Source organism: Neobacillus niacini, assembly GCF_023715415.1.
GTDB classification, from domain to species: Bacteria; Bacillota; Bacilli; order Bacillales; family Cytobacillaceae; genus Neobacillus; species Neobacillus niacini_C.
In genome coordinates, this window is the sequence record NZ_JAMBOB010000004.1 from 274,451 (window position 1) to 299,893 (window position 25,443).

A 25,443-nucleotide genomic window follows, 5' to 3' on the forward strand; every position below is an offset into this window, starting at 1 on the left:
TTCTACAAATTTTTCTATATTTTACATAGAAATTACTAATTATTAACTTTCACTACTAATATAGTTTTTGTCTGGCAAATGAACCTTACTAATTGGGTTTTCCTCCAATTGATTAAACATATATGGAACAGATCGATAACCTATTGAATATCTGCCTTCCTCGGGGTTAAAAAGTTTGTATGCAAATATGGCATCAATCACTTTACTTCTATTAATAGGTTTAATATAAAAACCCTTAATGAAACGATTATCAAAATAAGGGGAGATATAAAAACGGGCATTTTTAACTTTCCCACTCCAATATAAGTCGTTTAAAGCGATTCCTATTGCACGATGGTCATTATTAATATCTTCAAATGAAAAGGCCCTGTGCTCAGCATTAGGAAACCGATTTTCAAAATCCAATATGACACTTGTTACATCCTCTTCTGTTAGTTCGGAATCTGGAAAATCATATACAAATATATTATTCTCTTTCACTTCTAATCTTGAAAGTGAATCTTTAAACTCTGTGACTCTTGCTTCTCCAAATTCCTCTAGGGTCATATCTGGGAATTGAGAAAGTAACTGATTATAAACCGCAGAAGCCTTCCCCTTCGTCAAAAGGACAACTTTCACATCAAATCCACGGTTAAGAAAATTGTCAATGCCTGCACCAGCAGCTAACAATTCATCATCAGAATGAGGAATATAAAAAATAATTGGTTTGCTTCGATCAGTAATTTCATAAATGACCTGCTTATCCAATTCGACTGCTGTTTCCTGTTGGATTGCTTGAGTACCACCTAAGACAAATGTTTTCGAAAACTGATAATTTTTAAAGCTGTCTTGAAGTTCAGCAGGAATTGCGTTCGGTCTTACAAGAGCTACACCACTCTCATTTTTAGCGGCTAAAGCCGACCCAGCTAAAGCATCTGCAAACTCTGCCCCAGTAGCAAAATAAAGATGAGGCTGTATTTGATAAAAAGTATGTAGAATTTTTGCCGATGTATCATAACGATTTTCACCAGCAATTCTCTCCGCATTTAATTCTGACAGGATTGCGTCATTTACGGCAACTTCCCCCCCAATTACATACCGCTTCTCTGCCTTTTGGGCAGCCTGTTTTATTTCCACAGGTAAGAAATCAGACTTTGTTAGGAGGATTGGGGAACCTGTAATGGCTGCATAAGGTGCTATAGCTAAGGCATCTGGAAAGTTATTCGCATCAACAATGAAAACCTGATTATATTGACCCATTTCGGCAGCAATGGCTTCGGCCGTTTTATAACGGGTTTTTCCACCGATTCTCTTTACAGTGAGATTCAAGGTATTCATTAAATATTCTTCAATATTCATAGAAACAGCCAATGGACCACCCAAAATAATGACATTTCTAACTCTTAACCTTTTAATTTCCTCTATTGTTACTGACGGAAGTGCCTCAGTCCGCGTTAGCAAAATAGGTGCATTATATTTTTTGGCCATAGGAACACTAGCTAAGGCATCCGGGAAATCCAACCCCTGTGCTAAAACTACTGTTTCTGCTGTTTCCCACCCTGCTTTAGAGATATTAGCCGCTGTTTCATATCTGTCCCCGCCAGATATCCTAATCTGTTCGGCTGAAGCAACCCGATCATGAAAAATCAAAATAATGAAGCAAAAAATGGCAAATGATGAAAAAACTTTTATCATGTTAAACATTCTAATCCCCCAATACAACATATAAATCTAACAAAAATGTATTATTCTCCAAAGTAAAGCCTTCCCATTAGAAAAATTAGGAAGGCCCTCTAAATTATTTATTACTATTTACTTACCATATCCATTTGGATTTTCACTTTGCCATTTCCACGAATCCCTGCACATTTCTTCAATCCCTTTTTCAGCTGTCCAGCCAAGGTCCGTTTTCGCTTTCGTTGAATCAGCGTAACAAACAGCAATATCCCCTGGTCTATTATCTACAATTTGATATGGAATGTTGATTCCAGAAGCTTTTTCAAATGCCCTTACCATCTCTAAAACACTATAGCCATTTCCTGTACCAAGGTTATAAGCCTCTACTCCGCTTGCTCCTGTTACTTTTTCAAGGGCTTTTAGATGACCTTTAGCCAAGTCGACAACATGTATATAATCACGTACTCCAGTGCCGTCAACGGTTGGATATTCATTTCCAAAAACACGCAGCTTCTCAAGCTTGCCTACAGCGACTTGTGTGATGAATGGCATTAAATTATTAGGGATACCATTAGGATCTTCCCCAATTCGCCCGCTTTCATGGGCACCAATAGGGTTAAAATAGCGAAGTAATGCAATACTCCAAGATGCGTCGGATACATATAAATCACGTAGGATTTGCTCAATCATTAGCTTCGTGCTACCATACGGGTTGGTTGCACTGAGTGGATCCTCCTCTGAAATCGGCATCCGTTCAGGCATACCATAAACGGTTGCAGAAGAACTGAATACTAGATTTTTCACTCCGAACTTATTCATGACTTCACATAGAATCAGTGTGCCAGTGATATTATTATGATAATAATGAAGAGGTATAGAAACAGACTCTCCTACTGCCTTGAGTCCAGCAAAATGGATAACAGCCTCTATGTTATTTTCCGCAAACACTTCTTCAACCTTAACTCGTTCCAGTAAATCCACTTCGTAAAATTTAAAATCTTTACCTGTTAACTCTTTAACTCGTTTCAACGCTTCTGGTTTACTATTTAAGAGATTATCTAAAACCACAATCTCATAACCACTATTTAATAATTCGACACAAGTATGGGTACCAATATATCCGGCCCCGCCTGTTACTAAAATTGCCATAAGGGAAACTCACTCCTGTCTTAAATCAAATTAAAATCTTCATTTACTCTATCATTACTTTTCAAGCATTTTTGACATAAATTTTAGTAAATCATCCCGCAGCTCTTCTTTTTGAAGAGCAAATTCAATCGTTGTTTCAATAAACCCAAGCTTATCCCCAACATCGTATCTTTTCCCTTCAAACTCATAGGCAAACACACGCTGAATCTGGTTTAGTTTTTGTATGGCATCTGTCAGCTGAATCTCACCACCGGCTCCAATTTCTTGTTTTTCTAAGAACAAGAAAATTTCCGGTGTGAAAATATATCTTCCGATAATGGCTAAATTAGATGGTGCAGTGCCTTTTTTTGGTTTTTCCACAAAGTTCCTAACCTGGAATGACCGATCAAACTGATCAATAGGGTCGATGATTCCATACCGATCCGTTTCATCTTCTGGGACTTGTTTAACCCCAATGACAGAAGAATGAGTTCTGTCATACTCATTAATCAATTGTTTCAAACAAGGAGTTTCTGCTTGTACGATATCGTCCCCAAGTAAAACGGCGAACGGTTCATTTCCAATAAAATTACGTGCACACCAGACCGCATGTCCAAGGCCTTTTGGTTCTTTTTGTCTAATATAGTGAATATCAACCATTTTTGATACTTCCTGAACCGTTTCCAATAACTCGAACTTTTCTTTTTCCAATAACGTTTGTTCAAGTTCAAATGCATTATCAAAATGATCCTCAATAGACCTTTTGCCTTTTCCGGTAACAATGATGATGTCTTCAATTCCAGATTCAATCGCTTCTTCCACAATATATTGAATCGTTGGTTTATCAACTATTGGCAGCATTTCTTTGGGCATTGCCTTCGTCGCTGGTAAAAATCTTGTTCCAAGTCCAGCAGCTGGAATTATTGCTTTTTTCACATTTTTCATTTCTTATTCCAACCTTTCCTCTTTTTGAAACTATTCAAGAGAGTGTTTTTAACGGGATATCATTCAAATTATTATACCAATAACCTACACTTACCTAAAGCACCATTTGACAATTTTCGCTCAATTAATTAAGCTCATTAATTAGAGTAGAATATATATACTATTAATCATTACTGAGGTGCTTTGGGTGCTATTTAATTCCTATGAATTTATCTTTATTTTCCTTCCAATCGTGATTATTGGATATTTTTTCGTACTAAGAAAGACTTCTCTTCATACCAAAATGATCTGGTTAGTATTAGCGTCATTATTTTTCTATGGTTATTGGACACCAAAATATTTATACCTAATTATCAGTTCAATCATTATTAACTTCGGATTTAGTAAATTAATGCTTAGGTTTGAAAACCACAAAAAGCTTTTGTTAACACTTGGGATATTATTTAATGTTTCCTTATTGGGTTATTATAAGTATACAAATTTCTTTATTAACAATTTAAATTATCTTATCGATAAAGATATTATCCTTCAACAAATAATCTTACCACTTGGAATAAGCTTTTTCACCTTTCAGCAAATAGCTTTTATTGTTGATTCCTATAAAGGAGAAACTAGGCATTATCGATTTTTTGAGTACTGCTTATTTGTTACTTTTTTTCCACAATTAATTGCAGGACCCATTGTTCATCACAAAGAAATGATGCCGCAATTTGAGGAGAATGATAATGCTAGGTTACACGCAAGAAACTTTGCCTTAGGGACCTATATATTCATTCTAGGGCTTGGAAAAAAAGTATTAATTGCTGACAATTTTGCAACTGTAGCCAACATGGGCTACGGGGCTGAAAGAGCTCTATCCTTTTTTGAAAGTTGGATTACTTCACTTTCGTATACGATGCAATTATATTTTGATTTTAGTGGATATTGCGACATGGCCATTGGTGCTGCACTGCTATTCAATATTAAACTTCCACTAAACTTTAATTCGCCTTATAAGGCACTAAACATTCAAGATTTCTGGCGCAGATGGCATATAACCTTAAACCGATTCTTGACACAATATATTTACTTTCCTCTGGGCGGAAGTCGGGTTGGAAAATATCGTACCTATTTTAACATTTTTATTATTTTTTTCATTAGCGGAATTTGGCATGGTGCAGGATGGACGTTTGTTGTCTGGGGTGTACTCCATGGATTAGCCTCAATGATTTATCGTGCTTGGAAAACGACAAATATCAGTCTTCCTAAATGGACGGCCTGGCTCCTTACTTTTCTATTTGTTAATTCAGCCTGGGTCCTTTTTAGATCAGAAACGATGAGCCAAGCTTTATCAATTCTGAAAGGAATGATTGGACTTAACGGTATTGAGTTCCCATCAATCGCAAATGCAATCAATAAAATACTGCCCTTCAATATTGGTATCAATGTTGAAATACTATACACCAGCCCAGATATATTAAAGTACTCAATAGTTTTGTTGGCCTTTTTAGTCATCGTTATATTCTCTAAAAATACAATGGAACGAATGAATGAGTTTAACATGAACGTTGGGAAAGTCATTGTCCTATCCATAATAACAGTGGCATCTATTCTATCACTATCGAAAGTAAGTGAATTTTTATATTTCAATTTCTAAAACATAAGGAGTACGCTTGATGGGTTATAAAAAGTTCTTAATTTATTTACTGGCATCCACACTAATCTTTTCTGGTCTTTATTCATTTTTAATTTATCAGATAGACCCTCTAGGCTACTATCATTTAAAGAAAGAAAGTCATTATTACAGTGTAAATGGGCGTTACCAACTGCCAGCCTTTATAAAAAATTTAGATTACGACACCATTTTCATCGGACCCTCGATGAGTCAAAATTTCAATGAAACATTGATTGATCGAAAACTTAATGTCAAAAGTTTTAATGCAGCTTTATCTGCTTCCTCGGCAAAGGAACAAAGTTATATTTATCAACTAGCCAATGCGACACACAAAAACCTAAAGAACGTTTATTGGGATCTTGATTTCGATTCCCTTCATGGTGACCTAGATCGCGTAAACGAGGAATCAGGTACTTTCCCAACCTATTTATACAATACCTATCCTCTGGATGACTTTAAATACCTTTTCAGTTATTACGCTGGAGAAATCTACTTTGATCGACTCGAGGCTAAAAAGCAAAACCAGCCTCTGCGTACGCCATACAATGTTTATAAATTTGGTTTTGGTATTCCAGCCATGACTACAGAGAAATATAAAGAGACTCAAACAAAGAAAAATAATAATCCTGTTCCTAAAGAAGTATCTTTTCAAAAAATGAAAGATAACTTTGATGTAAATATTTTACCTGCAATCAAACAACATCCAGAACAGGCATTTACACTGTACTACACGCCCTATCCAATCACATACCATATTTTTAACTATAATCGCAGCCAACAAGCATTTATAGACCGCTTAAAGATGAAGGAATACATTTATAACCAAGTTAAAGATTTAAAAAACGTGGTGATTCATGATTTTCAAGCTGAGAGTAAAATTACCTTCAACGTAACTAACTACATGGATGGCTCACATTACTTTATGGATACGAATGATTGGATGGTTAAACAGTTTGCCTCTCAAAACTATGTACAAACAGCTGAAACACTTAGAGCTAATAATGAAAAATTATTAGCGCAAGTAGAGAATTTCTTAGTGAAACAATTGGCCTCCACAAAGGATGAGAAAGAGACTTTCTAATAAAGAAAGCCTCTTTTTTTTATTTTAATTTTATTGTCTTCGAATTTGATTCTTCTATGACGGTTTTTCCATCATCGTCAAGTACGGCAACACGAACTTCATGGGATGACGAGTCACTGATTGAATCTCCTTTTATCGTCGTTGAGATTTCGTTCTCATTTGTGAATTTGACCTTTTTCTTTTTCCCATCAATAAAGATGGTTGATCCAGAAACAAAATTCTCACCGTGGATTTCTAAGCTATATGTTCCTTTTTGGTTTTTTTCAACCTGAACCGAATTGATTTTTATTTTACCATTTCCTAGTACATAACCCTCAAATGGTTTAAGTTTTCTGTTAGCGTAGCTATACTGTCTTCCCCTTATGACATCATAATGAAGTAGTTGATAATCTTTTAACTCTGCTTCTTTCACTCCTTCTTGCTTATAAAAAGTCTGTTTTGGAATAACAGTTTTCCCCTGTTGATAGAGATCACGGCTGAGGCTGAAGATCGGTGACATTTCCTTTTTGGCATGGGCCAATATATAGGATCCTAAAAAGTTAGGAGTCATCCTTAAATCTTCTTTTTTCGTTTCTCCTCCGAAATTATCCCAAACCAATAATGGTGTTTGATACATTTTTTTGTATTCCTGGTAATTGTTTAAATCACCCTGGAAGTAATCTAATTCCCGATAAACCGCATATTCTTCTCCTAAAAACGGTAAATGATCTCCATAGATAACAACCATTGTGGGCTCATCGATTTCCTTTACACCTTCAAATAAAAGACGAATGGAGTCATCTAAGTCTTTTAACAAATTGGTATAAAGGTTAAGGATATATTTAGATAACTCTGTCATCTTCCTATCGCTTGTTGCTAATATTGGTAAATCCTTATAACGAATATCATTATAGGGACCATGGCTCGCTACCGTAACCACATTTAAAAAATCTGGACCCTTTGTTTTTTGTAATTCTTCCAGAGCCTGTTGCATCAATATTCTATCATCGATATAGGGGCCAATATAACTTGGATTATTGAAAAATTCCATACTGAAAAATCTTTCAAAACCAATCCGCTCATAGATATCTCTACGGGTATAATACCAATTTTTAAAGTTATGTATAGCCGTGGCATGATAGCCTTGCTTTCTTAGTACATACGCTAAAGAATCAATCGGCCGATTCACTTGATTATAGTAAATCTCTTCAGGAGAAAAACGCGTTGATAGCCCTGACAAAACTTCTAGTTCCGTATTAAACGTGCCTCCGCCATACACATGGGTCACCATGCTCCCAGAGGAATAATTCTCCATTAATGACCGGAAGTATGGCAGCGGGTCTTCTTTAAAGTTCGCATTCTTCAACAATAATGGATCCCACATCGCTTCTGCAAGGACCACAATAATATTGGGTTGAAAATCTGGGTCTACTACATCCTCGGTCGATGTCTCCGTCACTCTTTTAACAATTTTATTGATTTCTTCTTTATCGTAATTATCCGGGACTGCAATATTCGTTTTCTCTACCAATGTTAAATAGGCTCCAATAAAGCCAAATTTATTATAGCTTTCAACTGTCGGCACATTTTTTGAAAAGCTTCTAAACGTGAATAATGACGGCTGCGTACTAATAATGGCTAAACCAATAATAGAAATAACAGAAAAAATGAACCGCTTACGAAAAGCTACCCTCTTTTTAAAACGAATAAAGAAAAGGCTGAAAACGACAAGAAGGAGTAACGTGACCACAAAACCAACGATCTCTTTCCAGCTAATTAAATCGTTCATTAATGTAGAAATATCTGCCCCTTCATTTAGGGCATATAAATCTGCTGGTGTGAAAAACTCTCCTCTTAATTGGTACTTAATAAAGCTTCCAAGGGATAAAATAAACCAAAAAATAACTTCTATTGCTATAAGGGAAATAAAAAGGATTGTGGGTAAAAAAAACAGCGCCCCTACTAAAAAGAAGAGGAATAAAAATGTCATCACAAAAGATACGGTACTTTCATCTGCCCAATTAAAAAATGCGGCAAACGAACCTCTGTGTATGACTTCTATTATTATGAGGGTGAATAGAGAAAATGCGCTGGCTGTTAAAGCTAATAATAATCCACTTTTAGAAGGTTTTATGTTGGAAACCAGATGATTGATACCCTTCATTCATAGGACAACCCCTTTAAATAATTTTTTTATTAGTATACCCTTCAGTGTGCTCCAAACGCAAAGAAAGCCAACCCTGTAATACTTAGAGTTAACTTTCATAAGCAGGTTTCTAAAAACCTCCAAAGGACATTGGTTTTTCATCAGTATGTTTAAAGTGGTAAAGAATCGCTTCCACAATTCTCTTCGAAGCTAGTCCATCACCATATGGGTTTGAAGCTTTCGCCATCAAATCATGAGCTACTTTATCTGATAATAATTCATTCGCAAGCTGGAAGATGGTTTCCTCTTCGGTACCAGCAAGCTTTAATGTTCCTGCTTTTACCCCTTCAGGACGCTCAGTTGTATCTCTTAACACGAGGACCGGAACTCCCAGTGACGGTGCTTCCTCTTGGACGCCGCCAGAATCTGTTAGAATGATATAAGCTCTAGAGGCGAAATTATGAAAATCGATTACATCTAACGGCTCGATTAAATGGATACGATTATTTTCTCCAAGTATTCTATTCGCAATTTCTCGAACAACGGGGTTCATATGTACGGGATAAACCACCTGAATATCCTCGTGCTCTTCTACTAACCTTCTTATCGCACGGAACATATTCTCCATTGGCTTTCCTGTGTTTTCACGACGGTGTGCCGTCATTAATACCAATCGGTCATCCCCAAGCTTATCAAGAACAGGGTGAGAATAACTGGTTTTTACCGTTGTTTTCAAGGCATCAATAGCCGTGTTTCCTGTAACAAAGATGGATTCTTCCGGCTTATTTTCAGTTAGAAGATTTTCTCTTGATTGACTTGTTGGCGAAAAATGCAAGTCTGCTAAAACTCCCGTAAGCTGCCTGTTCATCTCTTCAGGATAAGGGGAATATTTATTCCATGTCCGGAGGCCCGCTTCAACATGCCCAATCGGGATAGAGTTATAAAAAGCGGCTAGGCTGGCTACAAAGGTAGTGGTTGTATCACCATGTACTAGCACAATATCAGGCTTAACCTCTTGAAATACTTTATTTAATCCATCCAAGCTTCTAGTCGTTACATCAATCAGGGATTGACGATCCTTCATGATATTTAAATCATAATCAGGTTGGATATCAAATATTTTCAACACCTGATCCAGCATTTCTCTATGCTGTGCCGTAACAGCCACAATGGATTCTATTTTATCATCATTTTTTGCTAATTCTTTTACTAATGGCGCCATCTTAATAGCTTCAGGTCTGGTTCCAAATACTGTCATTACCTTTATCTGGTTCTTCATATAAACCTCCATATGGATATTCAATGCACCGAGTTAACATCGATATACTTCAACCCTTTAAATGATATCAAAATATTTGTAAAAAGAACACCTTAGGCTGTTTTCTTTCTAGGAACAAAATCTCAAACGTTACTTAAATCACGACTCAGGTGAAGGTTATCAACAGGTCTAGAAATAAATAATTTCCATAAACACAAGTAAAGGTCAGACCGTTGTCTGACCTCCAAAAATCTTACTCAATTATTCCAACGTAATCTTCAATTTTTTCCATATCAACGTTAATGTCGACGCCCGCTTTTTCAAGGTAATTTATTTTACTATCGATTAACTTTTCAATGATTGGACTTGTTTCTCCTTTGATTTCTTGTAACAGCTTCCTTGTATATAAAAGGTCGTAATAAGTTACCAATTTATAATCATTGTCTTGATAGGTCCCATCCAGGTTTAACTGGTAAAATAAATTCCCCTCAGGATTAATCCAGGCTTCCCCCGTATCCTTTAAGGCTTGATACATTTGATCTGCCGCTATTAGGTATTTTTCATCTGAGGATTTTTGGAATGCATAGTATAAATAATTCATTAAACTTAACGCATGATTTAATGAAACGTGCGTAAGACTTTCGTCTGAATAATAATCGACAAGAAATTTTCCATTCACTGTTTTAATAACAAAGCCTTCATCCATTTTATTATTGAGGAAATCGGCATATACTTTATAACTATCTTTGTACTCAGTAATCCCAAGGTTCTTCGCTCTTCTATCCTGAGCTCGAATCAGATTATCATTATGTCTAGAATCAACATAATGTGTTCGAATACCATATGTTGATTCTAACCATGTACTTGTATAGTTAGAATACCATAATCCATCAGTGTCTCTAATTTGTTCGAGCTGAACAAACGAATTCCAGTTAATATTCTCGAAGAATCGATTATTTATGTCTTCAAAGGCAATGATTGATTTTTTAGCACTTTGTCGGACTAATGAACGGGCAAAGCCAATTTCTGGTTTAGGAAAAATCGAATCGACACCTTTTGAAATCACATCCGTTGGGGTAAGCCATTTGTATTCATCAATTCCAATATTCTGGGCCAATGTAAATTCGTCTTCATTATTAAATAATGGAGTGCGACTCATCAAATACCACGATTCTCCTGAACTTTGGTTAGCATTGGTTGTTAAAGAAAAATTGTAATGATTGTTATTTTGTTCATATTTGAAGTCTCTGTCTTCCGATAAAAGCCCATACACGGTACTTGTCCTTCCCGTATCTGGATAGGTATGTGTTAGTTTTTTAAATAAATATTGACCTCCAATAAAAACACTGCCGCTCTTCTTATCCTTATCATTAAATTCTAGATACGTAAAGTTGTTGGAAGTCGGATCAGTATATTCTTTTCTGTTAGGATATACTTCGGAAGTAGGTAGATCTAGCTCCCTTTTTTCATACGAATTCCCTGAAAAACTTTGTTGCAGCGTAAGATTTATGTTTGCGTTTTCTGAATCAACGTGGACGAAAACAAATACGTCATTCGTTGGGACCTTACGAAAAGTAACTATAGCGGATCCGGCTTCCTCATTTGCACTTTTCTCGATTGTAAGAAAATATCTTTCATCATGTACACCATACATTGTCTTTTTTTCTACCTTCTCAAGTTTCAACTGATGATTCTTAGAAAACGCAATTACATTAAAATCTTTGTTTAATAAGAGTTGATCCTGTGAGGGTTTAGAAGGTTCTACTGAACCAACTTTATTCGGCGTATTGTTGATTGGTTTATTAATGAAGTGAGGCTTCATCCATAAACCAATAAAAACTAATGAAACTAAAACGATAAGACTAATCGTGATCCTTCTCCAAATTTTCGTCATTTTTCTACCTCTCTCATTTGACCAAATGGCGGTTGCCCATCAGGGTTATTGTTTTCAAAGATGTACCTGGTTATCAGATTTTTATTCTCGCCCTATTCTTCCAAAGCGCAAAGAGACATTCTTTGAATATTTAGTAACTCATTTGCTTGTTTTGGAAAAAAAATAGACATGGATTTATCCCAAAAGTCTATTTTACTACTTGATTAAATTTCTGTAACTATAAAGTTAAATAATTGTTACATTTGAGTATAACTTTCAAAAACCTATCTTATTCAGTGAAACTGGAAAATCAAGGCACGATAAGTTCCTAAACAAAAAAAAAGAGCAGACTCAAATTTATGAGTCTGCCCTTTTTTGGCTCAAGGTTATTTATTCACTTTGGTAATACGGCCTTCGTTTTTAGGATTAATGGTTTCATACTTTTTAATGAAATTGATTAATGCATCTAAATCCGTTACATGAGTAACACGGTTTTTGCCCTCCTTCAAGATAGACAGCTCATCTCCGCCATCTGCCATGAAGTTATTAACTGTTACTGTGTACTCTTGGGTGTCTACGAGATCTGTACCATCAGTCTTCTTAATAGAAACCATACGGCTGCCTTTTTCTTTTGAATCATCATAGCTAACTTTTAAACCAGCAATCTTAAGGATTCTTGGCTTAGAACCCCACTGTTGCTCAAACAATGTTTTAATTTGAGCACCTGTTAATGTCATTGTAACTAGATCATTACCAAATGGCTGAACAGTAAAAGCTTCTTTCCAAAGGATTTCTCCTGGCGTGATTTCAGCACGGATTCCTCCTGGATTCATGAAAGCAAAGTCAGTACCCGTTTGCTCTATCATAGAGTCAGCAATGAGGTTACCCATTGGTGATTCACCGTCCGCATTTTCTGTTCTGCTAATTCCTTCAGGTGCATTTCCAATTACCTCATTAAGAATTGGAGCAACATCGGCAGAATAGCCTTCAACCAATGCTTTAATTTCAGCATCTGGAGTAATTGTACGGACTGCATTTACCACCTCAGCTTTTTTCGTTATGACATCTTTTGTAACAGGGTCAATTGTTAAATCTACATCTGAGAAAGCAGTTCCTGAAGCATAAGATTGAACAAGTAACTTACCATCCACTACAGTATTCGCATATTGATGGTTATGTCCACCATAAATGACATCCACTTCATCATCTACTAAATTGGCAATATCAACTAGTTCTTCAGTAGGACTTGAGCCATCAGTATTTGATTTCACTGCGTTATGCGCAAGAACAACAATGGATTCTACACCTTTTGCTTTAAGCTCTTTCGTATATTTATTAATAGATTCAGCTTCATCAAGGAATTTAACACCTGCTACACCACTAGGCGTAACAATTGTTGGCGTATCACTATAGGTAACACCAATAAATCCAATTTGAACACCACTTACTTCTTTGATTACATATGGATTTAAAATCGGTTCGTTTGTTGTTTCATCAACAACGTTAGCTGAAACATACGGGAAACTCGCACCTTCAAATACCCCGTACTTTGCCTCTGTTGCTGGATGTGCGCCACCATTGATTAGGCGCATCATCTCTTTTACACCTTCATCAAATTCATGGTTTCCAAGCGTTCCTACATCGAAACCAATTTTGTTTAGGATTTCAATTGTAGGTTCGTCTTGGATAAGAGCTGAAACAGGAGAGCTTGCTCCTACTGAATCACCAACATGAACCATTAAGGTATTAGCAGGGTTTGTTGCTTCACGCTGCTTTAAGTGTGCTGCCAAATATTCAGCTCCACCTGCATTAAGGCTTGAACTAAACGTATCTAGTTGACCATGGAAGTCATTGATACCTAAAAGTTGTACATCGATTGGGTTTTTTAATGTGTATTTTGCATACCCAGACTCTAATGTTTCAACATACTTAATATTATTTGTTTGCTCTGCAAAAGTTTTCGCAGATGGACTTGATTCAAATGTTAAGTCAACATTTGCATTCAATGAAGCTAATTTCCAGTTCTGATCCGCAGAAGGGTTAATTACCTTATTGTTGATAATATAATTCATTACTACCTGACGGCTTTCATCAGCAGATGCGTAAATTGTCTTAGCTCCGCCTGGATTAACGATTGGAGAAGAAGCACGATAATTGTTTGTAGCAATAACAAACTTCATGTCATCTGTTACCGGCTGTCCATTATACATTAAATTCTTAATACGGTTTGCAGCAGGATTCGCAACAACTGTTCCTTTTGAATCATAGCGTAATGGTTGTGTTACATCGAATTCATAGGTAACACCATCAATGGTATCAAAGTTATAATCAGGGAAATCCTTATTGATTAATGGCTGTTCTTTTGTTTCAGCAGGATTAATCTGATTAAAGTTTGTAGCTGTCCATTCCAAATAATCCTTCAATTCTTTACCATTTAGAAGTAACGCTGAAACAGTATTTGGGAACTTATAAAGGTCTGCTACGTTTTTAATTGTCATTTCTCCAGCAGGAATGCTTGTGTAGTCATTACCACTATTACGTCCTGCCTTAAATGGAGCTGCAGATGAAAGAATTGGAATCCCTTCATATTCTGTTCCTTTTAATACTTTTTCCATGTACTCTTTTTGAGCATTGCTGACAATTTGTACAGAAGGATCATCTTGAACCCTTGAGAAAAAGCTGTGAATTGGAGCCGTTGTTTCTCCAACTGCACTGTTAATATAATCAATCGTATGGTCATGAACAGGCTTCATTAACTCAACCATGTCAGGGTCTGCGTCTACTGTAGATGTACCCATAACCTCTGATTGAGAATTCTTCACTACCCATTTTCCATCGACTAAATCTAAATCTAGGTCAATAACACCAAGGAATTGTCCATCAACTTTCGCTTGAACAGCTGGTACACCATTGATGGTTCCTTTTACGTTATCGATAATTCCAGGGAACGCATTATATGCTTTATCACCAGGAAGTGCTAAATGACTGTGGCCTAGTAAAATAGCGTCTACATTTTCCACTTCACTCAAGCCAAGAATTGCATTTTCCTTGTCATCTCTATTTGTTGTGAATCCACTGTGTGCAACGACAACAACTAAGTCTGCACCGTTTTCCTTCATCTTCGGAATCCATTTTTCGGCAGAAGCAACGATATCCTCTGTTATTACTTTTCCTTCAAGATTTTGCTTGTCCCATTGCATAATTTGCGGAGGAACAAAGCCAATTACACCCACATTAAGCTTATGCTTTTTACCGTCTTTATCCACTACTTCTTTTTTAATAATCTTATACGGATTCACTAGATTCTTATTATTGCTTGGATCACTATCACCATCAGCTTTATAAACGTTTGCTGATACAAATGGGAAGTCTGCTCCATTAATACTATTTTGTAAGAAATCTAGACCGTAGTTAAATTCGTGATTGCCGAAGTTAGAAACATCATAATCTAACATATTCATAGCATCATAGATTGGGTGAGTTTCTCCTGTAATTGCTTTTTCAGAAACTGCAATTGTTCCACCAAGAACAGTCACATATTTGTTCTGTACTAATTCTGTTACACCTGTAGGAAGTTTGTCCTTTTCAACGAGAACTACTGGCGCTCCTTCTTTTGCTGCAAGAACAGAGCCAGTAAGCGCATCAGCAAAGCCCCATCCTGTTGAGAGGAATACCTTTTCTTTCACGCTTCCAAGTTCAGTTGCCACTTTTAATGATGTTTCAAAACGATTTTCTCCACCCACGCGCTGTGGATTCTTGACTGCTGATTCAACTTTTTCACTAATAGCGCCAGTGCCGCCTACTAAAATAGTATCAGTAACATTATTAAGCGCTTCCAAGGTTACATTAGGGACAGCGTCAGTTCTTGTTAATAGGATAGGGTATCCATTTTGAGCCGCATAAGAAGCTACTGAAATCGCATCTGGATAGTTAAAGCCATTTACTAGAACTGCTTTCTTAGGATTTCCTAGTTCTTTTGCTACTGCAGAAGCAGTTTCAAAGCGATCAGAACCTGAAACACGCTTGACCCATAGATTTAATTTTGATGATAACGCATTTGTTACACGATTAGAGACAGCAGTCTTGCCTCCGACTACTATAGCTTTGGTAGCACCTAGACGTTTAATTTCTTTTTTCGTATCTTCATTTAGTGTATCTGTTTGTGTTAATAGAATAGGAGCGTTATGTTTATAGGCTAGTGGAGCTGCTGCTAGAGCATCCGCAAAGTCATCACCTCTTACGATGATTACAGTTTCTGCTGTATCCCAGCCTTGTTTTGATACTTGAACTGCTGTTTCATAGCGGTTAAGACCAGCTAAGCGATTAACAAAGGTAGGACGGTCTACTTTTGCTACATAGTCAGTAAAAGGATTCCCTTGAAGCATATCTCCATTATCTACTAATAGATTGTTAGGGTTTTCTTTACGTTCAGCTTTTACAAGTGTTGAAATTCTAACCAAGCCATTTTTTACGGCTGCATCAGCAAAGTAATCATGGTCCATAATCGTTCCATGAATATCTGTAGTTTCCATGATTTTAAGCTTTACAAATGCCTCATTCGACAAAACATTCGTTGGTTGATTTCCTTCTGCATATACTCCCCCGTACGGAGTTGCCAGAAGTCCCAAAGCCAATGTAGAAACGGCTAGTCCTTTAAACTTCTTTTTTAGACCTTTTTTCACTAGGTTTTTCCACCTTTCGACAAAAAGTATTATTACAAAATTCATTATAACGGGAATTGTCGAAATAAAATATATCTTTTTTTGTAAATTTTGTAGATTTTTTGTAATTTATTTTTTTCTGAATTATTGATAAATTAGTTGAGTGATAGACAGCTGTACTTTTAATCTAGCAGAGAGATTTAGGACGTGAATCATGGCATACTAAAAAGCTGCCAACATTAATGGCAGCCTCTTGTTTAATTGGCTATATCTTCATTAACTACTACTTCAATGGACCTTTTCATTTGTTGCTTCTTTTCGATTGCCATTAATACGAGGTACATAGGCAAAAGAACCAATACCGCTATTTCGACAATAAATTCAAAGTAATACCAAGACAGTGTGGCTAGGATATCGTAAACGGAATGCACCAGAACGGTCACCCATAGATTTCTCGTCCATAATAGAATTAAACCAAATAATAATCCCATATTGGCGAAGGTTACAATGGCTCCTACTTCATATTTCCATGATTGAGCAGAATTTAAGGTGTGATCAATGCCGAATAGCACTGAGGTGATAAAAAGCGCAAGCATGACAAAAATATCACGTCTGCCTTTTTCCCATCGCCTTGGAAACACTTTTTTAAAAACAAGAAGGATCAAAATAATATAAGCTAACCGCCAAACCTCTTCAAGACCAGCAAGAATATCCGTGAAGATGTCGTACCCAATACTGTCAATCTCCCCTACTACTTCCCACATATTGTCGACAGGCACAATTGGTTGGCCAGATTCCAACTCAGGTTCAACATTCGGAACCACGTCTGTATACGCATCCACATATTGCTCATAATCCTCACTAAAATCCTTGAAGGCGTACGAGGAATAAATATTAATCATCGTACTGCCAAGAACAAAGAGCAGGAAGGCTCCAATAAATTGGTGTATAAGTTGACTCTTTGTTTTTTGAATTCCGTTACTTAGTCTAGGCTGCAGCTTTAACCCGATAAAAAAGGAAGATACCATAATGGCATCATAGATGGTACCGGCCAAGAGACTGAAACCGCTTAAATAGAGGACAATTTCGACTCCAATCGTAATGGTAAGCAGTGCAAACAAAAGCCTTTTCGAAACAGGCTTGGTTAAATTAATGGTCATGATTATCAGTCCCTGTTCTATGAAATTACTGTTTATTATTTATATTATAAAAACTGAACGGCCAAAATTCCTAGTCCATTTAGGTACAGCAGGAAAAGTAAGCACGCAACAACCCATTTCCATATTCTTGACACAGACTTATCCCCTTTAAAGTTAATTAGTACTAATTTATCATATTACTAGAGATGTAGCACGAAGGTTTATATTTACAATCATAATCTCCCCATTTATACTTAATTTAAGTAAATATTACCAATAATTAGAATGGGGCTGAAAAGTGAAAAAGATCATTTCTATTATCCTATTGATAGTCATTGTATTCGTATTATCCGAAACAAACCCTGGGCGTTCGGAATACATCGAATGGATTACCCATAAAGCGATGGATCAATCATCGAATGTCCTTGAAAAAGGGATTCTCTCACTTGCAGGGGAAGAGGTTTTCGATATGGGAACAACGGAAAAAGATTACTTCATATTTTCAGTCTACAAAACCAATTTTTCCGAAATCGGCCTGAGTCAGGTTACCTGCATCGGGTTCTTCAATACATTTATTCCAATTTCCAAAGTTGAAAAATAAGAAGACCAGATAGGGTCTTCTTATTTTATTATTTGAGGGAGTAATTCCTTTTCATCCGCTAAAGTTTCAGAGCATAAGTAAATTAATTACATTAATAGTAGAAACTGATAAGGGAGATTGTCGGATTGAGTGATTTCTATGCGAAAAATAATCAGGAATACATAATTGACTCTTTTAAAGCTGTGCTTGGATCTAACCAGAATACCCTTAAGGATGAAGGGCTTGCCTTTATTCTGAACACACTCGAACATTACCAGAATCAATCTGTTTTTCATGCATTATGGAAATTGATTGAGGACCACGAAACTATCTACAACTATGTTCTAATGTTTATTCATCAACAACAGGACTACAGTAAGCTGTTAAAGGTTATTCTAGAAACTAAATTCAACCTCACACATGTGGAAGACATCTTAGCAGAGATTAATCATCTCCTGGAAACTGCACCCTATTTACATAAGAATCGTTCCTTTCAGCTATTATCAATCCAAAAGACAGCAGATGCTGTTGGCAATTCCACTAATCCATATAAAGCCGCTAGTGCGGTCCAAGCATTTAAAGTAACAAACCCTTACATTGATTTTTCAAAAATAAAAGAAAAGATGATGGTTTACGCGGAAATTGCTTTAGTAGATGGGTTTGAATTACGGAATATGACTCTCAAGGACATCGATACCTTTGCGCTCCTTTCAACTGGAAAGCTGACTGAGCTTGAACTTAAGGATACAAAAATCATCCGTAAGTACAAGATTTTGAAAGTCCTTCATGAATTGTTTACCAAACCTGTTGTTTCTGTAGGAGTGATTATTCAGCGTTTATCACTTGAAAACCGCGAGGAACTTCGAGAGATAGTAAAAAATATTTTGCGTAGTAACCTTTCGGAAAAGTATTTCCAGCATATACTCGCTGCTTTTGATAACGAAGAAGGCAGTTATCATTATCCACAGCTTTTTGGGTATTTGAGTAAACATGCTGACGATGAGCGAATGTTATCATTTATTAAATGGACTGCGAAGAACCTGCAGCTTGATCATCATTACCACCGAGCATTGAAGGCCTATTTGAAAACCCATCCAAGGTCAATTTGGAAGAATAAAAATGCAAAAAATGAACTCCAAATGATTTCATCCCCTAGCTTTAGAAGATTGGTGAAAGAGGTTCAAAATGAGACATCTAGTCCTGTGGTTAGATTTTTAAAAAGGTATGGCGGGCATGTATCGATTGTGTTCCTCAGCACCCTTGTGATTGGAAGTGGGATTTATCTTGGTTATGACATCTTGTTTGACAAAGATGAAAAGATGGCCTATTCAAAAACAAACAAACCTGCAAAGCCGGATCAAGTGGGAGTGAGTGAAAAAACCTCGTTAGAACCTTTTAAACGTTGGGATGCTGATAATCCATATATGTTCCTTGTAAATGGAGAACAACAGAAAATAACTTTTGGGCAGGCAAATCCAACTGGCGGAAAAGGCCTTGTATTAACGAGTGGGCAAAATATCGAAACCCCTATTGAATTGGTGATGGAATCAGAGGCATCACCTTTTGATGACAAGGGAGTTTTAAAAGAAGAGTTTTCCCTTTACCATACAGAGTATGATTTCGATAAAAATGGCACCCATGAGTTGGTGATTATGGCGCTCAGCCAAACCTATGAATCGTTTGTATGGGTGTACAGTCTGGTTTCAAAAGATGGAAGTGTGGGCCTTCGTTCTGACCTAGCTATAAAAGGGATGTCTGATGCGAAATTAGTCGATAATACACTCACACTCCTTGGTGGAGAAGGGCAATCTGAAACGTATGCTTTTGTCAATCAACAATTTGAGAAGAAATAAGGTGCGACAAATAGAGCATTCCTCGAACGGGAATGCTCTTTATTGGATTTTCTAGTAACATTTTAGGATGATTATTAGTTTTAAAAAGGGGATTGCCACCATGTTTGAAATAAAACCGTATCCTGAATTCTCTTGGTCTCTGTCACGCCATAAAGCACTGATGGAATGCCCAAGAAAGTATGCTTTTGAATATTATATCAGCCATAATGGCTGGCTGCGGGATTCCAATATTCTTGCGAAAGATGCCTATCGTTTTAAGAAAATGACAAATTTAGAGATTCTTTTTGGAAGTGCTGTCCATGACCTTATTCTTTCAGTTATTGGAAACTATATAAATACAGGGTTCATCCCACCGGAAGCAGAATTAATTCAGCGATTGCGTGGAAAGTTGAATTCAGCCTTTAAGGACTCAAAGGTCCGTGCTGATTTATGGAGAGAGCGACCGAACCATTTTCAAATGCTTCATGAAATTTACTATCATGGCGAGCTGCCGCAGGATAAAGTCGATGAAATCCAGAAACGCTTAAGTGTTTCAATGGGTAACTTTTTGAAGAGCAAAACCTTTACGGATGTAAGAGAAAAGAAAGAAATGCAGTTTGTTGAGGCTGAACGTTTTCGGTTTATGTTTATTGATGGAGTCAAGATTTTTATCGTTATGGATTTTTTGTACCGGGATATGATTGAGGGTAAATGGATTATTGTTGATTGGAAAACCGGAAAAGAAGCCTTCGAGGACAGACACCAGCTAGCATTGTATGCTCTTTATTTGAAAAGGGTATTGAAGGTGCAATCGATTGAAGAAATTATCATCCGAAATGAATATCTGTTAACGGGTACAAACAAAACCTATCAATTAACAGAAACTGACCTTGAAAAAGTCCATGAACTCTTTGGAATGAGCGTTGTACAGATGCAGCACTACTTAAAAGACATTACTGCAAACCAGCCACTGAACTTTACCCTATTCCCCAAAACCAACACCATCAAAAAATGCAACCGCTGCAACTACAAAGAACTTTGTGAAATGTATTAACAATAATAAGACCTCAAACTTTATCATAGTTTGAGGTTTTTTGGGGCCCTTTGTCCGCCTGGGGTGGACAGTGTCCACGAGCGGTGCCTGTCACCAAATGGTTTCACCATTTGGTGACAGGCACCCTATTTCTCTTTCTTTTCTTCAACTTCATCTGTTTGGAGGATCTGCTTTATTTCTCCCTCGTCACCTTTGGCGTTGATGATTTCGAAGATTTGGTTTAGTCCTTTGCTTGTTTGGTCTCTTTCCTTTTCGTTTTCCATTGTTTCCTCCCGTTGTAGGTTTATTTTTAATATGCCCAGTTATTTCAATGTATGAAGTATTTCTACTGCTTTTTCTAGGGACTTGTATTATTTACTTAAATTACTTAATTAACTTACAAACATTATTAATTGCTCAACATTTCACAAAGTGTTCATACAATTCTAAATAATGAGTGATTCAAATCACTAGGATATTTTTGACAGAATTTACAATGAAAGTGTAAACAATTTAATTTAAAGGGGTAGAATCAAATGAAAAAATTCTTGAAGTTCGCTAGTGTTATAGTCACTTCTGTAATGGTTTTAAGTGCTTGTAATTCTGCCAATCCCGCCTTGAATCCACAGTCTTCAAAAGTAGCAAAAGCTAATACTGCCTCACAAGTTATTGCACCTCACAAAGATCTCAATCAAAAGCCAACTCCCGTCAACATAGAACGTGTTGGAGAACACGAAGTCAATATTGACATGACCGCACAAATTACCGATATCGAAATTACAAAGGGCAATATGTACAAAGCATGGACATTTAATGGTGAAGCACCTGGACCCATCATTGTAGTCAATGAAGGCGACACCATTAATTTTACTTTAAAAAACTTAGATCCATCCATCCCGCATAGCATGGACTTTCATGCCGTTCACGCCTCCCCATCAAAGGATTTTATCGATATTATGCCTAATGAAACAGGAAGCTTTACCTATCCAGCAAACAATCCTGGAGTTTTCATGTACCACTGTGGTACAAAACCAGTTTTAGCCCATATCGCCAATGGAATGCACGGAACGATTATTGTTAAGCCTAAAGACGGTTACCCAACCGATTCTGAAATTGACCGGGAATTTGTTATCGTTCAAAATGAATGGTATAAATACAACGACCTAAATGATTTTACAAATGGAGTTCCTAGTCAAGTCGTCTTCTCAGCTAAAGCATTAAAAGAAGGCGATTTGAATACAAACGGTACCGTTGGCGCCTTAGTTGACACTCCTCTCCTTGCGAAGGTTGGCGACAAAGTTAGGATTTACATTAACAATGTGGGGCCAAATGAAGTCAGCAGCTTTCATGTGGTCGGAACCGTATTTGACAATGTTTATATCGATGGTAATCCATTTAACCTCATGAAAGGTTTGCAAACCGTAATGCTGCCTGCAAGCGGCGGGGCTGTTGTTGAATTCACCGTCACAAAAGAAGGCAGTTATCCGATTGTCACACATCAGTTTAACCATGCAACCAAGGGTGCGGTTGCAATCTTGAAAGTTACAAAAGACGGATTGGATGACGGAAGCCAAGCCATGTCACATTAATAGCCCTTTGACAAAAAGCATCGGAAATTTCTCCGATGCTTTTTCATATGAAACTTCAAAATTTAGAAGTTATCAACAATAGTTATAAAAATTGCGAGTTTACTAGGCACTTATCTAAAGGATAGGTGTTGTTTTGAAGTTTTTTATGATTATCCACAGAAAATAAATAATTATCCACATTATCAACATACTTATTCACATTTGTTGATTATTTACTCACATTCCTTTTTATTCTATCCACAACTTATCCCCAAAATAAAAAGCCTGGAACCCCAGGCTTAGTTTTATATTCTTGCTCCTAATTCAATTGCTTTGCTATTATGATACAATGACTTCACCTTAAGCTCACACTTTAGTTCCTCACATAAGCAATCATTCTGCATCATTTCCATATGCCGGTACTGAAATACATGATAATAATATTTACCCCATAATAATACATTTTTCACCAACACAAAGAAAACCTCCTCGTTTGTTTTACATAAACCGCAGAGGATCGTGTTCGGTAACTGGCTGGCATCGTCCTTAAACATTAGCCCCTTTAGTTTTGCGTCACCATTTTTCAATGGTTTTGCCGTTTCGTACGATTTATGTGTTTAATAAAACTATATGATACAACCCCATTATAAAAAAGAGTCTTAGGTCCTGCTTTGTTTCCGTCTCCAATTTTCCCAATAGGCTGCAATACCTATCTTTATCAAAAAAAACAGCCTTAGTACCTTGGTCATAACAAAAAGCGTCAAGTCCGTTATTGGAACTTGACGCTTTTGTTATTTACCTTTGATTTCTAAAAGCTTTAATCGTAAATCATTTTCCATATTGGCCAGTTCTTGTTCAGCCAGGCGGCGTTTGTGACGCCCTTCTTCTTGGATGCGCATTGTTTCTTCAAGCGTGGTGATTAAATTTTCCTGTGTCTTTTTAAGGGTCTCGATATCAACGAGTCCACGTTCATTTTCTTTCGCTGTCTCAATCGTATTGGTTTTTAGCATTTCTGCATTTTTCAATAATAGTTCATTAGTGGTCTGGGAAACCTTTTTCTGAGCTTCTACTGCATGGCGCTGACGAATAAGAGTTAGCGCAATCGCAACTTGGTTTTTCCAAAGTGGAATAGCCGTCATGATGGACGATTGTATTTTTTCCACTAGCGCTTGGTTCGTGTTTTGAATCAGGCGGATTTGCGGAGCACTCTGGATAGTAATCTCACGGCTCAATTTCAAATCGTATAAACGTTTGTCCAAACGGTCTGCAAACTGAACCATATCGTTTACTTCTTGGAACTTCATTTGATCACTTGTTACTTCCGCTTCCCTTTTCATAGCTGGGATTGTTTTTTGATGGAGCTCTTCAAGTTTAATTTCTCCCGCAGCAATATACACATTTAAAGCATGAAAATATTCTTTATTTGTTTCATAAAGTTGTTCGAGCAATTTAATATCAGATAAAAGCACGTTCTTGCTTCGGTCAAGTTTCACACTAATTCGATCAATTTGTGCACCTGTCTTTTGATACTTGGATAGTACCTCTTGAAGAGAATTTGAGATTTTTCCAAACATACGCCCGAAAAAGGATGGCTTCCCATCCTTTAATTCATCCGGATTAACCTCATCAAGGCGCTTCATTAAATCACTGATGATTTCGCCAACCTCGCCGATATCCTTTTTCTGTACATGCTCAAGCATTGTATGGGAAAAGCTTAAAAGCTTCCCTTGTGCTTGGGTACCGTACGTAATCATCGCCTGGTGGTTTTTCGGGTCGATTTGTTCTGCAAGTTGGTAGGCCTTTGCCCGATTTTCTTCCGGAATGACATCAATCAGCTTAGTAGGCTTTGCTTCTTGAAGCTGTGGTGATGGCTGGGCTTGTGGTGCTAGTTCTTGATTTTCACCAAACGGGTTGGCTAGGATATCGTCTAATAAATTTCCGTTTTTATTTAATTGAGGTGAATTATTTTCGCTCATTTTAACCTCCTGCTTTCATCTATGGTTTTAGGATCATTAAGTTTTTTAATGGAATGCTTGGCAACATCAATTTCAAAATTCAAGGAATCTAAATCATCTTCAACCACATGATAAAGATCCTCTTCTAAAGCCTTTGTTAGGTCGGTTAGGGTTTGGCGTGTTTCGTATAAAGAAACATCAATTTCATGACTTTTCTTAGGCTGCTGCGCTAAAAAACGATATTTTTCTGTAAGCTCGACAACGGAATCTAAATGGGAAAAGTAAAATTTCTCAGCTTTATAAAAGCGTCTAGGTTCTGCTTGCGTCATGCTTTGTATCTTCCTCGTAATGCGAAGAACTTCCAGTCTCTGCTTTAATGTAGAAAGATCGCGAATGGAAAATAGTGACTTATTTAGACGACTAATCTTTTGTTTGGCTTCATCTAGGTTTTTCTTTATATAACGATATTCTTTTCTGGTAAGCTGTTGTTTTTTTAAAAAGCGGGAGGTCATGACCCCGGATGTAATCTTGTAAACGATGACTCCGCCTGCTAATGAAATGGCGGTCGACATCAAAAATGTTAAATCGAATGCAAAATAGCTTAAAAACCATACCGTGACCGCAGATGGAGCAGTCACAACACTCTGGACTAAAAACGTTAAAAATCGGTTCATCCTAATCGACTCCTGACTAAAAAATCCTTTATATTCATACGAATGAAAAGTAAAAATGTTTCAACCAAAACAAAATACATCAAAAGGCAAAACTTCCTTCATTACTTCAACAATACACCATAAAAATCCTGCTTTCCATAGACCACAAACGTAAACAAGACTAAGACCTAAGACGTATTTTTGGGGTGATGGGGCTAGCGGTGACATTGACGGTGACAGGCACCGCTCGTGGACACTGTCCACCTAGGGTGGACAGTGGGCCTCCTCTTTCCAGCTGTTTC

18 protein-coding genes and 1 riboswitch are annotated in these 25,443 nt (G+C 36.9%); of the genes, 6 read left to right on the forward strand and 12 right to left on the reverse strand.

Annotated features, from left to right (window positions below; genetic code table 11):
• Positions 1-42: 42 nt before the first annotated feature.
• The 3 genes from M3189_RS10670 to galU all read right to left on the reverse strand — a co-directional run bounded on the left by M3189_RS10670 (position 43) and on the right by galU (position 3,729).
• A complete protein-coding gene (locus M3189_RS10670; protein WP_251634020.1) occupies positions 43-1,683 on the reverse strand; it encodes a cell wall-binding repeat-containing protein in 1,641 nt (546 codons plus the stop codon).
• 108 nt (positions 1,684-1,791) lie between these two features.
• A complete protein-coding gene (gene galE / locus M3189_RS10675; RefSeq protein WP_251634026.1) occupies positions 1,792-2,805 on the reverse strand; it encodes a UDP-glucose 4-epimerase GalE in 1,014 nt (337 codons plus the stop codon).
• Between the two features lie 54 nt (positions 2,806-2,859).
• Complete coding sequence (galU, locus tag M3189_RS10680) at positions 2,860-3,729, reverse strand: UTP--glucose-1-phosphate uridylyltransferase GalU (protein ID WP_251634027.1); 870 nt, start codon at positions 3,727-3,729, stop codon at positions 2,860-2,862.
• Positions 3,730-3,916: 187 nt separating this feature from the next.
• On the opposite strand from galU, the gene M3189_RS10685 reads away from it, so the two are divergent.
• Together M3189_RS10685 and M3189_RS10690 are read left to right on the forward strand one after the other, a co-directional pair.
• Positions 3,917-5,365 carry an MBOAT family O-acyltransferase gene (locus M3189_RS10685; RefSeq protein ID WP_251634275.1) on the forward strand — a complete coding sequence of 483 codons (1,449 nt, stop codon included), beginning with the start codon at positions 3,917-3,919 and terminating at the stop codon, positions 5,363-5,365.
• 19 nt (positions 5,366-5,384) lie between these two features.
• The gene (locus M3189_RS10690) at positions 5,385-6,464 is read left to right on the forward strand and encodes a hypothetical protein (protein ID WP_251634028.1); all 1,080 of its coding nucleotides are present in this window, start codon (positions 5,385-5,387) and stop codon (positions 6,462-6,464) included.
• A gap of 19 nt (positions 6,465-6,483) precedes the next feature.
• On the opposite strand, the gene M3189_RS10695 is transcribed toward M3189_RS10690, so the two are convergent.
• The 5 genes from M3189_RS10695 to M3189_RS10715 all read right to left on the reverse strand — a co-directional run bounded on the left by M3189_RS10695 (position 6,484) and on the right by M3189_RS10715 (position 17,541).
• On the reverse strand, positions 6,484-8,607 hold the full coding sequence (locus M3189_RS10695) for an LTA synthase family protein (protein WP_251634029.1): 2,124 nt from the start codon (positions 8,605-8,607) through the stop codon (positions 6,484-6,486).
• A 112-nt stretch (positions 8,608-8,719) separates the two neighbouring features.
• Positions 8,720-9,868: a non-hydrolyzing UDP-N-acetylglucosamine 2-epimerase gene (wecB, locus tag M3189_RS10700; protein ID WP_251634031.1), complete on the reverse strand. Its 1,149-nt coding sequence runs from the start codon at positions 9,866-9,868 to the stop codon at positions 8,720-8,722.
• A gap of 232 nt (positions 9,869-10,100) precedes the next feature.
• On the reverse strand, positions 10,101-11,741 hold the full coding sequence (locus M3189_RS10705) for a hypothetical protein (protein ID WP_251634033.1): 1,641 nt from the start codon (positions 11,739-11,741) through the stop codon (positions 10,101-10,103).
• Positions 11,742-12,106: 365 nt separating this feature from the next.
• On the reverse strand, positions 12,107-16,402 hold the full coding sequence (locus M3189_RS10710; protein WP_251634039.1) for a bifunctional 2',3'-cyclic-nucleotide 2'-phosphodiesterase/3'-nucleotidase: 4,296 nt from the start codon (positions 16,400-16,402) through the stop codon (positions 12,107-12,109).
• Positions 16,403-16,638: 236 nt separating this feature from the next.
• Positions 16,639-17,541, reverse strand: a complete 903-nt coding sequence (locus tag M3189_RS10715) for a CPBP family intramembrane glutamic endopeptidase (protein ID WP_251634040.1) — start codon at positions 17,539-17,541, stop codon at positions 16,639-16,641.
• A 277-nt stretch (positions 17,542-17,818) separates the two neighbouring features.
• On the opposite strand from M3189_RS10715, the gene M3189_RS10720 reads away from it, so the two are divergent.
• From M3189_RS10720 to M3189_RS10730, 3 genes are all read left to right on the forward strand, one after another.
• A complete protein-coding gene (locus M3189_RS10720) occupies positions 17,819-18,121 on the forward strand; it encodes a DUF4359 domain-containing protein (RefSeq protein WP_251634041.1) in 303 nt (100 codons plus the stop codon).
• A 125-nt stretch (positions 18,122-18,246) separates the two neighbouring features.
• Positions 18,247-19,953 (forward strand): hypothetical protein, encoded by a 1,707-nt coding sequence (locus M3189_RS10725; RefSeq protein WP_251634043.1) that lies wholly within the window; start codon positions 18,247-18,249, stop codon positions 19,951-19,953.
• 100 nt (positions 19,954-20,053) lie between these two features.
• The gene (locus M3189_RS10730) at positions 20,054-20,986 is read left to right on the forward strand and encodes a RecB family exonuclease (protein ID WP_251634044.1); all 933 of its coding nucleotides are present in this window, start codon (positions 20,054-20,056) and stop codon (positions 20,984-20,986) included.
• Between the two features lie 125 nt (positions 20,987-21,111).
• On the opposite strand, the gene M3189_RS10735 is transcribed toward M3189_RS10730, so the two are convergent.
• Complete coding sequence (locus tag M3189_RS10735) at positions 21,112-21,249, reverse strand: hypothetical protein (protein ID WP_251634045.1); 138 nt, start codon at positions 21,247-21,249, stop codon at positions 21,112-21,114.
• 252 nt (positions 21,250-21,501) lie between these two features.
• Between M3189_RS10735 and M3189_RS10740 the strand changes: the two genes are divergently transcribed.
• Entirely contained in the window at positions 21,502-22,554 is a 1,053-nt protein-coding gene (locus M3189_RS10740) for a multicopper oxidase domain-containing protein (protein WP_251634047.1), read from the forward strand.
• A 284-nt stretch (positions 22,555-22,838) separates the two neighbouring features.
• On the opposite strand, the gene M3189_RS10745 is transcribed toward M3189_RS10740, so the two are convergent.
• The 3 genes from M3189_RS10745 to M3189_RS10755 all read right to left on the reverse strand — a co-directional run bounded on the left by M3189_RS10745 (position 22,839) and on the right by M3189_RS10755 (position 25,162).
• On the reverse strand, positions 22,839-23,009 hold the full coding sequence (locus M3189_RS10745; protein ID WP_251634049.1) for a hypothetical protein: 171 nt from the start codon (positions 23,007-23,009) through the stop codon (positions 22,839-22,841).
• 46 nt (positions 23,010-23,055) lie between these two features.
• Positions 23,056-23,140, reverse strand: a riboswitch (cyclic di-GMP riboswitch).
• 184 nt (positions 23,141-23,324) lie between these two features.
• The gene (locus M3189_RS10750) at positions 23,325-24,509 is read right to left on the reverse strand and encodes a toxic anion resistance protein (protein WP_251634051.1); all 1,185 of its coding nucleotides are present in this window, start codon (positions 24,507-24,509) and stop codon (positions 23,325-23,327) included.
• Complete coding sequence (locus M3189_RS10755; protein WP_251634052.1) at positions 24,506-25,162, reverse strand: 5-bromo-4-chloroindolyl phosphate hydrolysis family protein; 657 nt, start codon at positions 25,160-25,162, stop codon at positions 24,506-24,508. The genes M3189_RS10750 and M3189_RS10755 overlap by 4 nt, the downstream gene beginning before the upstream one ends.
• Positions 25,163-25,443 lie beyond the last annotated feature (281 nt).

What these genes read in the sequence shown, in the direction of transcription:
- M3189_RS10705 (WP_251634033.1), bottom strand. Translation starts at nt 11,741, where the DNA reads ATGACGAAAATTTGGAGAAGGATCACGATTAGTCTTATCGTTTTAGTT.
- galU (WP_251634027.1), bottom strand. Translation starts at nt 3,729, where the DNA reads ATGAAAAATGTGAAAAAAGCAATAATTCCAGCTGCTGGACTTGGAACA.
- M3189_RS10735 (WP_251634045.1), bottom strand. Translation starts at nt 21,249, where the DNA reads ATGGAAAACGAAAAGGAAAGAGACCAAACAAGCAAAGGACTAAACCAA.
- M3189_RS10740 (WP_251634047.1), top strand. Translation starts at nt 21,502, where the DNA reads ATGAAAAAATTCTTGAAGTTCGCTAGTGTTATAGTCACTTCTGTAATG.
- M3189_RS10755 (WP_251634052.1), bottom strand. Translation starts at nt 25,162, where the DNA reads ATGAACCGATTTTTAACGTTTTTAGTCCAGAGTGTTGTGACTGCTCCA.
- M3189_RS10750 (WP_251634051.1), bottom strand. Translation starts at nt 24,509, where the DNA reads ATGAGCGAAAATAATTCACCTCAATTAAATAAAAACGGAAATTTATTA.
- M3189_RS10715 (WP_251634040.1), bottom strand. Translation starts at nt 17,541, where the DNA reads ATGACCATTAATTTAACCAAGCCTGTTTCGAAAAGGCTTTTGTTTGCA.
- wecB (WP_251634031.1), bottom strand. Translation starts at nt 9,868, where the DNA reads ATGAAGAACCAGATAAAGGTAATGACAGTATTTGGAACCAGACCTGAA.
- M3189_RS10670 (WP_251634020.1), bottom strand. Translation starts at nt 1,683, where the DNA reads ATGTTTAACATGATAAAAGTTTTTTCATCATTTGCCATTTTTTGCTTC.
- M3189_RS10690 (WP_251634028.1), top strand. Translation starts at nt 5,385, where the DNA reads ATGGGTTATAAAAAGTTCTTAATTTATTTACTGGCATCCACACTAATC.
- M3189_RS10695 (WP_251634029.1), bottom strand. Translation starts at nt 8,607, where the DNA reads ATGAAGGGTATCAATCATCTGGTTTCCAACATAAAACCTTCTAAAAGT.
- galE (WP_251634026.1), bottom strand. Translation starts at nt 2,805, where the DNA reads ATGGCAATTTTAGTAACAGGCGGGGCCGGATATATTGGTACCCATACT.
- M3189_RS10730 (WP_251634044.1), top strand. Translation starts at nt 20,054, where the DNA reads ATGTTTGAAATAAAACCGTATCCTGAATTCTCTTGGTCTCTGTCACGC.